The sequence below is a fragment of the Rossellomorea aquimaris TF-12 genome, assembly GCF_001648555.1.
Lineage (GTDB): Bacteria > Bacillota > Bacilli > Bacillales > Bacillaceae_B > Rossellomorea > Rossellomorea aquimaris.
Genome location: NZ_LQXM01000030.1, coordinates 164,024 through 176,733, shown reverse-complemented (window position 1 = coordinate 176,733; position 12,710 = coordinate 164,024). Strand labels below are relative to the sequence as shown.

Sequence of the window (12,710 nt, the reverse complement as noted above, 5' to 3'; positions counted from 1 at the left end):
CTAGCACATACTGATTGACAGAGAAATCGGTAAAGAATATTTAATAAAACAACAATCTTTGCGTTAATATCCTTTTTAAAAGGTGAGTTTTAATTGTACTCGTGAAACAATGTGTGAAACAAACAACCCGTGACATCCATCCCCGGTTACGTTACCCTTTTATATAGGAGACAATGGGTATCACTTTATTCTTTTCTCCTAATAATAGAACAAAGAGCACTAAGGGAGGAAGTTTTGTCGTGTCTAGCAAAATGTATGATTTAATTGGAGTTGGGGTTGGACCTTTCAATTTGAGTCTTGCGGCTTTATTGGAAGGGAATTGTGAGGTGGATGCGGTCTTTTTTGACCAAAAACCACAGTTTGATTGGCATAAGGGGATGTTAATTGTAGGGACAAGGCTGCAGGTTCCGTTTATGGCGGACTTAGTGACGTTGGCGGATCCTACAAATCAATATAGCTTTTTAAATTATTTATCTCAGAAGAACCGCTTGTATCCTTTTTACTTCCTGCAACGATTGGATATTCCAAGAAGGGAATACAATGATTATTGTCAGTGGGTTGCCAATGAATTGGACAATTGTCGTTTTGGAAAAAAGGTTGTTGAATTGGATTATAATGAAAGTGAAAACTATTTTACTGTAACAGTTGAAGATGTTCATACGAATGAACAGGCTACATACCATAGTAAAAATCTTGTGCTAGGAACAGGAAGTATTCCTGTACTGCCAAAAACGTTTCAAGGTCTTCCAGAAGAAAACGTATTCCATACGTCAAAATTTCTTGAAAATCAAGATCGCTGTCGAAAAGCAAAATCGATTACGGTTATCGGGTCTGGTCAAAGTGCTGCAGAAGCGTTCCGTGAATTATTAAAAGAGAGAATGGAGCATCCTTACAAATTAACGTGGATCACTCGTTCGAAGAGCTTCCTGTCCATGGAAGAATCAAAACTGAGTGTAGAGCAATTCTCTCCGGATTATGTGAATTATTTCTATCAATTCCCACAAGAAAAAAAGGATGAAATCTTTAAAACTCAAGATTTATTATACAAAGGGATCAGCTCCCATACGATAACGGATATTTATAATTTACTTTATGAACATTCCGTTTCAGGTGAAGATATGAACTTAGGGTTACAGGTTCTGACAGAAGTGAAAGGGATAGAGCAGAAAGGCGATATGTGTGAAATTCAATGTCATCAGTGGCAGCAGGATAAAGACTTCACTCATGAAAGTGAAGTAGTTATTGTAGGTACAGGGTATCGCCCGAATGTACCTGGCTTTATTCGAGAAAATTTAGGCTCCTATATGAATTGGGATGACCAGGGCAGATATGAAGTAGAAGCCGACTATCGCTTGCGTTTAAATATCCCTAACCAAATCTATGTCCATAGTGGAATCTCTCATTCCCATGGTGTAGGGTCCACAAATTTAGGACTTGCTGTTCACCGAAACAAAGTCATCATCAATCACCTGGTGGGAAGAGAAGTATTCCCGATGCATGATAAGAATGTGTTCCAGAATTTCGATGCAGATAAGTTTAATCAGCTGTAATTCAAAACCTAACGAAAAGAAGGAGATATGATGGAAACAGGGTGGAATCTAGAGAACAGTTATGCTACTCTTCCAGAAACGTTTTTTACAAAACAGCTCCCCACTCCAGTAAGCTCACCGGAGTTAAGGGTTTTCAATCATTCCTTGGCAGCGTCTCTTGGATTGAAGGAAGATCGGGCAGCCGTTTTTGCTGGTAATGAGATCCCAAAGGGGGCTGACCCTCTTGCTCAAGCCTATGGGGGTCATCAATTCGGTCATTTTAATATGCTAGGGGACGGTCGTGCCATCCTTCTTGGCGAGCAGGTTACTCCTACGGATGAACGAGTTGATATACAGCTAAAAGGTCCTGGTAGAACTCCTTATTCACGGGGAGGCGATGGTCGAGCCGGGCTTGGACCGATGCTGCGTGAATACATCATCAGTGAAGGAATGTATGGCCTTGGTATTCCAACGACTCGCAGCTTAGCAGTAGTGACAACAGGTGAACCAATCTACAGGCAAACAAAACAGGAGGGGGCAATTCTGACTCGTGTTGCAGCAAGTCATCTGCGAGTAGGGACGTTTCAATATGCTTCCAAATTCGCCTCGGTTGAGGAGTTACGTGCACTAGCTGATTATGCTATTGAACGCCACTACCCAGAAGGGAAATCGGCTTCCAATCCTTATGTTTTCCTTCTGAAGGAAGTCATCAAACGTCAGGCTGCTCTCATTGCTAAATGGCAATTGGTAGGCTTTATTCACGGAGTGATGAACACCGACAACATGACGATTAGCGGAGAAACCATTGATTATGGGCCATGCGCATTTATGGATACATATCATCCAGCAACCGTATTCAGCTCCATTGATACTCAAGGGCGATATGCGTACGGCAATCAGCCGCCTATTGCTGGTTGGAATCTAGCGAGATTTGCTGAAAGTCTATTGCCACTTCTCCATGATAATCAAGAGGAGTCTCTCAAACTGGCCCAGGATACGATTGCAGAATTTCCTAAATTGTATTACTCCCATTGGCTTAAAGGAATGAGAAAGAAACTGGGGATATTTAATGAAGAGGAGAAAGATAAAGCTCTCATTGAAGACCTTCATAACATAATGGAGAAACATCGTGCTGACTTTACCAACACCTTCCGTGGATTAACGTTGGATAAAGAGGACCATTCTCCACTATGTAAGGCCACTGAATTTACTCAATGGAAAGTGCGCTGGCAGGAGAGGCTTTCGAGGCAAACAGAATCAAAAGACTCTTCTTACCAGTTAATGAGGGAAAGCAATCCAGCGATCATTCCTCGTAACCACCGGGTGGAGGAAGCTTTATCAGCAGCGGAACAAGGAGACTACAGTGTAATGGAGAGACTTCTTGAAGTTCTTTCAAATCCTTATGAGTACTCTGACGAACAGGCTAAGTACGCCACGTTGCCAGAACCGTCAGACCGTCCTTACCGTACATTTTGTGGTACGTGATGAACCTATTAGTTTGAAAATGCAGCCCTCGTTTGAGGGCTGCATTTTCTATTGAAATAAAACTCTTAAGGGAGAATCACAATGCCTGACACACTGGACAGTAATACAGTCTCCTTGAACCCGCCATGATTTTCTCAATTTCACTCCCGCACACAAAACAAGCTGCCCCTTCCCGATTAAATACCCAATGACGATAACGAGAACGTTTCATGCCTTTTGCTTTTAGCTTTTCTACAAGCTGAAGGTCATTTGTGATACCTCCTGTTGTGTATGATTGATGCATTAATTCCAACATTCCTTTGGCTGCTTTGCCTATCTGTTCATCTGTACAGTCAATAGGACGAAGGGAGGGATGGATTCCTGCTACATAGAGAATCTCTGACCTCAAGTAATTTCCGATTCCAGCGACAAATCCTTGATCTAACAGCAGAATCGACCACTTTCTTCTGTGAAACTTCTTGTCTCTTATGCGTTGTTGCAGTTCCTCCATCGTAACCGTTTCACTTAATAGATCTGGACCTACTTTTGAGACGAAAGGATGATGGGGTACCTCTTCATCCCGAAGTACTTCGATGTCCGACGCACTATAAAGAAGGGCTGATTTTTTTTCATTATGTAAGGCTAATCGTAGCTGGCGATTGGTTTTAGGATAGTTGTAGGCGTTTCTTACATACCATTTCCCGTACAGCTGGTTGTGGGAATAGATGCTGTAGCCATTGTCAAAGCGGATGAGCATGGCTTTTCCTTTCGTATCCACACGGGTCACCACTGCTCCTTTTAACAAGTCTTCATATTCCCCTAAGTGTGGAAATGCAAAGTGAACATCTAATACGGGTTTATGTTGAAGGGCACGCTGTATATCATCTGCTGCTCTTCTGATTTCTGGACCTTCAGGCATCATTCCAACTCCTTTTTAGTATAGATGTTCCCCTATTAGCCTGAGGAATAACCTTCCGATTTATAGACGAACAGCCCAAGTGAATTCACTTGGGCTGTTCTATATTGGTATTCATTTTATTCTTTAATAGAAAAGGTCTCTTTGATGAGTAAATCCTCTGGTGATTTTCCGATTTGATCTTGGTGGAAGTAATCTCTAATCACTCCATCATGTAAATAGTTGGCGATTGAGACCATGATCATACCCTGATCTAAAGCGAGGTATGCCTGGGTCACTTCTCCTGTTTCTACATTGACAGAATCAAGGAAACCATATTTATCGTAGGTGTCGAAACGTTTCAATGCTTGAATATTCTCGAAAGCTTCCATTGGTGCGTACTCCAGTGCTAGAAAGGTAGCGTGTGGAGTGACAGTACCATCAGCCTTATATCCATCCATTCCAAGTGGAGTCGCTGCAAATTCAGAATAATTTTCTGGTGTAGCTGCAGGTGACATGCCCCAAGCTTCATATCCTTGGTCTTTGGCATATTGGATTTGGATGTCTACATGACGCTTGTTGTTTAAACCAAGGGCATTTTTTCCGAGTTCCTTTTCCTTCAGGACAAGCTGTGGCATTAAGGCTTCAAACATACTTCCACCCCAGCTTGGTACATATTTCGTTCCCTTATAGCTATAATGTCCTTCAAACACATCTATTCCATCATACGTTTCCGTATAGCCTTCAGGGGTTTGGGCTTGCCAGTCCCAACTTTCAGGCATAGTGCGGAACATTTTCCACCAATGTTCTTCTGGAACATCTTCTTTTCCAATGGCGATATAGCTGGCTACGCGAGGTTCTGTATAAAAGGCACCATAATGGTGAGCTGTATAGCTCTCTGTTGCTACATCATATCCGCCTCTCATTTGTCCTACTTCTGGTGTGTAAAGTTTAGCGTAATCCATATCTTCTACAAGTGCATGTGCTTGGTCATAGAGTTCCGGATAGGCTTGTCCTACAACAATCAAACCGGCAGAAAGCCATCCATTATCTACGGTGGAGATGAATTGTCCCCAATCGGTCATGAGGGATGCATCTTCCGTGTTATACCAGTTGTAAAATAACCCGTTCCATTTATCCATACCATCTAAAGAATTCAGCGTATTTTTAATTTTATTTACAGCTTCTTCTCGTGAAATTATGCCTGCATCTTCAGCTGCAATCGTGCTCATCATATACATTGAGATATTGGTTGGTGACGTGAATTCTTGAGAAGTGATCTCACCGTCGTCCATTCGTACGGCATCGTACGTCAATCCTGTTTCTTCATTTGTAAAGTCTTCAAAATATCGATAGGTTTTCTTTGAAATCGCTTTCAATTGTTTGGATAAAGCGACCTCTTTTCCTTTGTTATCTTGTTCTGCAAGTGCAGCAGAAGGGAGAGTGGCACTGGCAATTAGCAACATGACTAAAAGCACTGATAAATATTTCTTCAAATAATTCACTTCCTTTCAATTTGGTGAAACGTTTCGATTCCAAGTATACAAGAGTGGTTAGAACACGTAAATCGATAAATAGTAACAATTGTCTGAAAAATACAATGTGGTTCTAAAGTGATGAAGTTGTGACAAATAGACTAGTAAATGAGAATGTTACGATTACATAAAATGAAGGAGATTTTCCAAAATAATACTTCCGTCCTATATGATACAATAAGCTAGTATACTAACAGAGTTTATTCATCGTATGGAGTTGATCATAATAGAAACGAAAACGTATATATACAATTATTCTTGGGAGAGTAACGAAGAATCCCTTTGTGCCTTAGAAAGAAGAGCATTATTTGGCAAGAGCTCTGAATCTAGTCTTCTAGAAAGTTCAGTGAAAATTGATCCTAGCAGAAGTCCTTTTATAAGGGAAAGACTTGGTGTGATTTGCGAGGGGAATAGTTTTGAAGAATTGTTAGAAGCAGTGAATCAGTTAGAAGCACTGGATGGATTCAAAGTCGTTTTTGTCCAAAACCCTGATGATGAAAAGGTTGGTTTTAAGAAGCTTCGAAAGATAGAGAAGGAAGTGGGCTTGCATCTTAAAGGTGAAGCCGAATTAGTGGATCCCACCATATGGTTTGGGGTTATGAAGACAAATGAACGATGGGTATTTGGGAAGTACGTAAAAAATGAAGCGGTGTGGCTTCGACACCAATGGAAGCCTCATAGTTATTCCACGGCACTCGGCACACGACTGGCAAGAGCAGCTGTGAATATTGCTGCTCCCAATCCTGATGGAATCAAGATGATTGATCCTTGCTGTGGAATTGGAACGGTACTCATAGAAGCATTATCCATGGGAATCGATATTGTAGGCAGCGATCGAAACCCCTTGATCCTTTCAGGAGTAAGGGAGAATATGGAGCATTTTGGTTTAGATGGAGAAGTAACACTTAAGGATATCAATGACGTCACCGACCACTATGATGCAGCAATCATTGATCTTCCTTACAACTTATGCTCAGTGATTACAGAGGATGAACAGCTCGAAATGCTTCGAAGTGCCAGAAGATTTGCCACGAAGGTAGTGATTATCACCTTAGAAGACGTGGATTCCGTTATTGAAAAAGCCGGCTTTACGATTGAAGATCGTGCTGAAGTGAGTAAAGGGAGATTTGTTCGCCAGGTTTTGGTTTGTGCGTAAGGAAAACTTTTTAATACATGCTCTATACTAGAACAAAGGATGAAATCATAATGATTTCATTCTTTTTCTATGTGAAAAGCTCTTTTCGCATAGATTTTAGTGCTTCCAATTCTGTCAACCAGGGTGCAACTAATTCTATTTAAAAAGTGAGTAGTGGTTGATTTCCACTCCAGGTGCTCGCTTTCCGCGGGGCGGGCGGTGAGCCTCCTCGGCTGCGCCTGCGGGGTCTCACCTGCCCCGCTTTTCCCGCAGGAGTCGAGCACCTTCCGCTCCAATCAACTTTCTAAGCATGAATCTTTTAATAATCTAAAATAAATCTAAAAACTATTAGAAAAAATTATTCAAAGGATGAAATGGTCAATTTCTTCTTCCTTCCTAGAAATATTATATAAATTGCTTTTTTGCTCTGTCACGCCTTTTTTATAGATGGTGTGGAGAAATGCGTAGACTCCTGCGGAAGTACGGTCGTGCCGAGACCCCGGAAGCGAAGCTGAGGAGGCTCGGCCGAACGTCCGCGGAAAGCGAAGCAGTTCCCCTCTCCATCCTGCACAATCTAATTGACAGAGCCAATGACGAACTCATGTTACCAATTAACAATTATAGCAAATAGAAATATTTTAAATTAACCATTCATAAACGTAAATTATTTAGTAAAATATTGTATATACTACTATTGTCGGGGGTGAAATGATATGGAAAATAAACCATTCCATTATGATGGAAGCATTCAACACATAAGCGATTTTGAAAATGAAGAAAACAAAAAGGAAGAATTTACTTTAACAGAGGAAATGAGAAAAAGTATAAGTGGAAATCCTTATATGAGCAATATGGAATAATACTACATAAAAAGGGGTATGGTTAGTATGAAACGTACCTCTTTATTTTATGAGCAGTTTCTTTGCTTTCTAAAGTATAGTTATATAGAATTATCTTTAATTCAATATATATGAATTAAATATATTTGAATATAGGATAATTGGCGTGTTCTAATGTACCCACTCAACCTATGACAAACTATAAAGAAAGAAGGAATAACAAAATGGCAAAAGTATTGTACATCACAGCACATCCACATGATGACACACAATCCTACAGCATGGCTGTCGGGAAGGCGTTTATCGATACTTATAAAGAAGCAAATCCAAACGATGAAATCGTAAACGTTGACCTTTATAAGGAACATATTCCACATATTGATGCAGATGTTTTTAGTGGTTGGGGTAAACTTCAAACAGGAAAAGGTTTTGAAGAACTTTCATCAGAGGAGAAAACAAAAGTAAGCAGACTCACAGAACTATGTGATCAATTTATTTCAGCTGACAAATATGTATTCGTTACACCTCTGTGGAATTTTTCTTTCCCGCCAGTATTGAAAGCATATATTGACTCAGTCTCTGTGGCTGGTAAAACGTTCAAATATACAGAACAAGGACCAGTTGGTCTTTTAACTGATAAAAAAGCCCTGCATATTCAAGCTCGTGGAGGAATCTATTCAGAGGGACCGGCAGCTCAAATGGAAATGGGTCACCGCTATTTAAATATTATCATGCAATTCTATGGGGTACCTTCCTTTGAAGGCTTATTTGTAGAAGGCCATGCCGCCATGCCTGATAAAGCACAAGAAATTAAAGAAGATGCAATTGGACGAGCTAAGGATTTAGCTCACACTTTTTAATAGTATTTAAAGAGCCAACAAATGTTGGTTCTTTTTTTGTTAAAGTTTTTTTTCTGTAAGTTGGCACACAAAAAGCCATATCAATGGTATGACTTTCTGTGTGTCCTATTTCACTAAGCCCCTTTGACTTGAATGAAAACTCTATTGACGTGGTGCAAGTAGCATAACGGAAACACCTATTAAACATATTCCTGCACCCACCCAATCATATAAATCAGGTGTTTTCTTATCTATGCCCCATCCCCATAAAACAGATAGAATAATAAACACTCCACCATATGCAGCATAAACTCTGCCGAATGATGGAAAAGATTGAAATGTAGCAATTACTCCATATATGGCTAATGCTATTCCTCCACCTAATCCCCAATAAAAAGGCTTACCTTCTCTCAGCCATAACCAGATTAAATAACCTCCACCTATTTCTGCTATTCCTGCAAGTATAAATAAAACAATTGCACTAATTTTAATCACTTCCTAAATGCGTATAGTTTATTTCAAATACTAATGAAATTATTCTGCTCCGTTCGTTGAACAATCTTAATGATCATTATACTCCATTAAGAAAAATTCATAAAAGTAACGAATACAACTTTTTATCTTAATGTCATGAGCACTCGCATAAAATTCTTCACTTAGGGTAATGGAAATAAAAGAAGCAATTTGAACCTGATTGCGAAGTGGAGGATGAAAGAGATGAAGAAGATGAACAGAGGAATTTTGACAGCCATATCGTCGATTGCGATTGCACAAGGACTGAAGATCCTGACCCATAAGAAGCTGACAGGGGAATGGGATGTAAAGCAGGTTGCGACAACGGGTGGAATGCCAAGCTCCCATTCAGCCGGGGTTTCGGCACTTAGTACCTACATAGCGGCGAATAAAGGCTCAGGTCATACTGAAACGGCACTGGCCGTCATTTTTGGTGTAATCGTCATGTATGATGCTCAGGGAATTCGCCGTCATACAGGTGAAATAGCACGTTTGGTCAATGAATTGGAGGATAACTTTGCCGCCATTTCAAGTTCAGGAAAATTTCCTAGCTTTGAATTTGTGGAAAGGGAAAAAGAACTGAAGGAGCTTTTAGGACATCAGCCGATAGAAGTCCTTGGCGGAGCTATATTAGGCGCTGTTTTAGGGTACTTATCCGCGATGTATGAAAATAAATAAAGGATCAGAGACATCTTAATTAACGTTTGGGATTTGGTTGAAAAAGGATGAAATCATCACGATTTCATCCTTTTTTGATTCATAATTGGATATTTATGTTAAAGTTAAAATATGGAATTAATCGTTCAAAAGGAGGAAAAACCTTGAGTTCTTTACAAGATCAAGTAATGAAGCATGCCAGGTTTTTATCTAGGGAAATTGGATGTCGGCCAGTTGGCACAGTGGAAAACCTGAGAGCTGGTAACTATATCGAAAACGTTTTTAAAGAAGCAGGATTAGAGGTGGAGACACAAGAATTTGACGTTCCCCACTGGGAGCTTAATGAAGCTTATGTCACTTTAGATAGTGAGAGACTGGATGTGAAAAGCAATAACTTCTCAGCGCCTTGCGAGGTAAGAGGAGAGGTGATGGCTTTTTGTACGATAGAAGAGTTGGAAGCAGCTCAGGATCTATCAGGAAAAATCGCTTTTTTATATGGCGAGCTGTCAAAGGAGAATTTTGTTCCTAAAGGATTTACTATATACAATCCAGTGCATCACCAACAAATCATTTCTTTACTTGAGCAGAAAAAGCCTGCTGCTGTTATCACAGTCCGAATGCAAAAGGAGAGCAGCCTGCCTATTTTTAATGACTGGGATTTTGCGATTCCTTCTGCTACGGTGACACCTGAAGTAGGATTGAGAATACGTAATAATCATTCTTCTCCTTTATCATTGATCATCAAAAGTGAAAGAACGCCTGGTAAAACGAAGAATATTATCGGAAGAGTAAACGGTACTCGACCAGAAAGAATTATTATCTGTGCCCATTATGATACGGTGTTTGAAACCAGTGGTGCATTCGACAATGCTTCAGGAGTTTCTGTCATGCTTTTGCTGGCCGAAGAAATCATGAAACAGAATAGTCGTCGTGTAGGATTTGAGTTTATTTCCTTTAGTTCAGAGGAATATCTTGGACTAGGTGACGAAATATTTTTAAGAGAAAACAAACATGACCTTCAACAAGCGTTAGTCGCTATGAATTTTGATGGTGTTGGTCAAGCTCTTGGTACAAACAATCTTACTCTTATGTCCGGTTCAAAGGAACTCGAGAATCAATTGAAGTTGTTAAAAAAGAACTTCCCATCTGTTCAATGGACGAACCCTTGGTATGAAAGCAATCATTTTACTTTTTTTGCAAAAGGAATTCCGAGTATTCCGTTCAGTTGTACGGGAGTCGCTGATCTATTGCATACAAAAGATGACCAAATCCACTGGCTACGTTCCGATAAATTAGTGGAAGTTTTTTCATTAGCTATGGACATTATAAGGGACTTACAAGATAAAAAAGTTGAATGGAGTAGAGAAGCAAAGGGAGTAGGCATTTAAAGCAGTGGAATGGGAGCTGTCCCTGCTAAAAAATTGCAAATAACCTTAAAAAAATCCCCCTAATATGACAAATGTCATAACCTGTACATGACACCTACTACTAACAAGAACAATTTCCTTCCTCTATAATGAGTCTTATCAAGTTAAAGGAAAGGAATTCAACTCTATGACAAATCTTAAAACCTTGAAAAAAGATATAGCACCTTTTGAAAAATCAACTACAAAGGAAAGTGTATGGCAAATCATTAATACACTTGGCCCATTTGTTCTTTTATGGTTCCTTGCCTATCAAAGCCTATCCATTTCGTATTGGTTAGCGTTAGTTCCAATCATAATAGCTGCTGGATTTTTGACAAGAATGTTCATTATTTTTCATGATTGTACCCATTTTTCTTTCTTTAAAAGTCGTCGTGCCAATCGAATTCTCGGAACGATTATGGGTGTACTGACCCTGTTTCCTTTCGATCAGTGGGGACATGAGCATACGATTCACCATGCTACAAGTGGTAACTTAGACAAGCGTGGAACGGGTGACATTTGGACACTTACTGTCAAAGAATATAAAGAAGCACCATTGAAGCTTCGTTTAGCGTATCGTTTTTATCGTAATCCAATCGTCATGTTTGGTTTAGGTCCGATATATGTTTTCCTTTTAAAAAATCGTTTTAATCGTAAAAATGCCAGAAAAAAAGAACGTAACAACACCTATTTAACCAATGTATTAATCGTAGCTGTGGTTGCACTTCTGTGTCTCGCAGTTGGTTGGCAGTCATTTCTACTTGTACAAGGATCAATTTTCATGATTTCAGGTTCAGTTGGAATTTGGTTGTTTTATGTACAGCACACATTCGAGGATTCTTACTTTGAAGAAAATAAAGAGTGGGAATATGTTTTAGCGGCAGTGGAAGGAAGTTCATTTTACAAGCTTCCAAAGCTAATGCAATTCTTAACCGGGAACATTGGTTTCCACCATGTGCATCATTTAAGCCCAAGAGTACCGAACTACAAGCTTGAAGAAGCACACAAAAATACAGCTCCATTGCAACACGTTCCAACGATTTCGCTTGCAACGAGCTTAGGATCGCTACGTTTTAAACTTTGGGACGACGATATAAAGAATTTTGTCAGCTTTAAAGCCGTTAAGTCTTCTTCAAAGAAAACGAGCATTGCGCCTCAAGCAAAACCTGAACATTAATTCACTAACCCTGACTCCCCTGATCAAATACTCAAAGGGGAGTCTTTGCTTAGTAACGGCCAGATAAGGAGAGAACATACATGATTCGAATTGTCATTTTAGAGGATCAAGAATTATTGTTGGGAACAATAGGTTCCTTACTCAACTTAGAAGACGATATGGAAGTGGTCGGAAAAGCGGGAAAAGGGGAAAAAATACTCGACCTTGTAAACCGATTACGCCCAGATATTTGTATGATGGATATCGAGATGCTCGAGAGGGACGGACTTGCAGACAATTTAAAGAGGATGGGATGTAAAGTCATTGTCCTTTCAACATTTCCTAGTGAAGGATATTTTCAAAAAGTAGTTAAGTCAGATATTAAAGGCTATCTCTTAAAGGATAGTCCTAGTGAAGAGTTAACCTCATCGATTCGCTTCATTATGGAAGGAAAAAGGATATACTCTCCTAAGCTAATGGAGGATAACCTGGATCACCATGAAGAAGCGTTCTTAAAGGATGAAGTCTTTACCCAAACCAATCCCGTACGTCATTACTTTTCAACAATGATTGGTAAGATGAAAATGCCCGCTGGTTAATGATGTGAGAACCCTTGTGAAGAGATGAAACAGCAAATAACAGATGAAATAGCAGGCTAATTCTCATTAGAATTAGACCTGCTTTATTTTTTGTTATAGATCTGTTTTTAACCGAGTTTTAGACGAATTAACACATCGATCAG

At 39.7% G+C, this 12,710-nt stretch carries 12 protein-coding genes; 9 read left to right on the top strand and 3 right to left on the bottom strand.

Annotation, left to right across the window (positions count from 1 at the left end; all coding sequences use genetic code 11):
- Positions 1-239: 239 nt before the first annotated feature.
- Entirely contained in the window at positions 240-1,550 is a 1,311-nt protein-coding gene (locus IQI_RS18115) for a lysine N(6)-hydroxylase/L-ornithine N(5)-oxygenase family protein (protein WP_231893459.1), read from the top strand.
- 27 nt (positions 1,551-1,577) lie between these two features.
- Positions 1,578-3,014: a protein adenylyltransferase SelO gene (locus tag IQI_RS18110; protein WP_064094075.1), complete on the top strand. Its 1,437-nt coding sequence runs from the start codon at positions 1,578-1,580 to the stop codon at positions 3,012-3,014.
- 76 nt (positions 3,015-3,090) lie between these two features.
- Here IQI_RS18110 and nei read toward each other — a convergent pair whose 3' ends face one another.
- Positions 3,091-3,912, bottom strand: a complete 822-nt coding sequence (nei, locus tag IQI_RS18105) for an endonuclease VIII (RefSeq protein ID WP_064094074.1) — start codon at positions 3,910-3,912, stop codon at positions 3,091-3,093.
- Between the two features lie 116 nt (positions 3,913-4,028).
- Complete coding sequence (locus IQI_RS18100) at positions 4,029-5,393, bottom strand: glucoamylase family protein (protein WP_231893458.1); 1,365 nt, start codon at positions 5,391-5,393, stop codon at positions 4,029-4,031.
- 241 nt (positions 5,394-5,634) lie between these two features.
- Between IQI_RS18100 and IQI_RS18095 the strand changes: the two genes are divergently transcribed.
- The 3 genes from IQI_RS18095 (at position 5,635) to IQI_RS18090 (ending at position 8,257) form a co-directional block, all read left to right on the top strand.
- Positions 5,635-6,579 (top strand): TRM11 family SAM-dependent methyltransferase, encoded by a 945-nt coding sequence (locus IQI_RS18095; protein WP_064094072.1) that lies wholly within the window; start codon positions 5,635-5,637, stop codon positions 6,577-6,579.
- Between the two features lie 692 nt (positions 6,580-7,271).
- On the top strand, positions 7,272-7,418 hold the full coding sequence (locus IQI_RS20930; RefSeq protein ID WP_197489775.1) for a hypothetical protein: 147 nt from the start codon (positions 7,272-7,274) through the stop codon (positions 7,416-7,418).
- Positions 7,419-7,621: 203 nt separating this feature from the next.
- Positions 7,622-8,257, top strand: a complete 636-nt coding sequence (locus tag IQI_RS18090; RefSeq protein WP_064094071.1) for an FMN-dependent NADH-azoreductase — start codon at positions 7,622-7,624, stop codon at positions 8,255-8,257.
- A 141-nt stretch (positions 8,258-8,398) separates the two neighbouring features.
- On the opposite strand, the gene IQI_RS18085 is transcribed toward IQI_RS18090, so the two are convergent.
- Positions 8,399-8,722: a YnfA family protein gene (locus IQI_RS18085; RefSeq protein WP_064094446.1), complete on the bottom strand. Its 324-nt coding sequence runs from the start codon at positions 8,720-8,722 to the stop codon at positions 8,399-8,401.
- Positions 8,723-8,953: 231 nt separating this feature from the next.
- On the opposite strand from IQI_RS18085, the gene IQI_RS18080 reads away from it, so the two are divergent.
- From IQI_RS18080 to IQI_RS18065, 4 genes are all read left to right on the top strand, one after another.
- Complete coding sequence (locus tag IQI_RS18080) at positions 8,954-9,427, top strand: divergent PAP2 family protein (protein ID WP_064094070.1); 474 nt, start codon at positions 8,954-8,956, stop codon at positions 9,425-9,427.
- Between the two features lie 143 nt (positions 9,428-9,570).
- On the top strand, positions 9,571-10,794 hold the full coding sequence (locus tag IQI_RS18075) for a M28 family metallopeptidase (protein ID WP_064094069.1): 1,224 nt from the start codon (positions 9,571-9,573) through the stop codon (positions 10,792-10,794).
- Positions 10,795-10,960: 166 nt separating this feature from the next.
- On the top strand, positions 10,961-11,989 hold the full coding sequence (locus tag IQI_RS18070) for a fatty acid desaturase (RefSeq protein ID WP_064094068.1): 1,029 nt from the start codon (positions 10,961-10,963) through the stop codon (positions 11,987-11,989).
- Positions 11,990-12,069: 80 nt separating this feature from the next.
- The gene (locus IQI_RS18065; protein WP_064094067.1) at positions 12,070-12,567 is read left to right on the top strand and encodes a response regulator; all 498 of its coding nucleotides are present in this window, start codon (positions 12,070-12,072) and stop codon (positions 12,565-12,567) included.
- Positions 12,568-12,710 lie beyond the last annotated feature (143 nt).

Excerpts from the sequence above, each read along its gene's own strand:
- IQI_RS18110 (WP_064094075.1), top strand. The coding sequence starts at position 1,578 with ATGATGGAAACAGGGTGGAATCTAGAGAACAGTTATGCTACTCTTCCA.
- nei (WP_064094074.1), bottom strand. The coding sequence starts at position 3,912 with ATGCCTGAAGGTCCAGAAATCAGAAGAGCAGCAGATGATATACAGCGT.
- IQI_RS18095 (WP_064094072.1), top strand. The coding sequence starts at position 5,635 with ATGGAGTTGATCATAATAGAAACGAAAACGTATATATACAATTATTCT.
- IQI_RS20930 (WP_197489775.1), top strand. The coding sequence starts at position 7,272 with ATGGAAAATAAACCATTCCATTATGATGGAAGCATTCAACACATAAGC.
- IQI_RS18090 (WP_064094071.1), top strand. The coding sequence starts at position 7,622 with ATGGCAAAAGTATTGTACATCACAGCACATCCACATGATGACACACAA.
- IQI_RS18080 (WP_064094070.1), top strand. The coding sequence starts at position 8,954 with ATGAAGAAGATGAACAGAGGAATTTTGACAGCCATATCGTCGATTGCG.
- IQI_RS18070 (WP_064094068.1), top strand. The coding sequence starts at position 10,961 with ATGACAAATCTTAAAACCTTGAAAAAAGATATAGCACCTTTTGAAAAA.
- IQI_RS18065 (WP_064094067.1), top strand. The coding sequence starts at position 12,070 with ATGATTCGAATTGTCATTTTAGAGGATCAAGAATTATTGTTGGGAACA.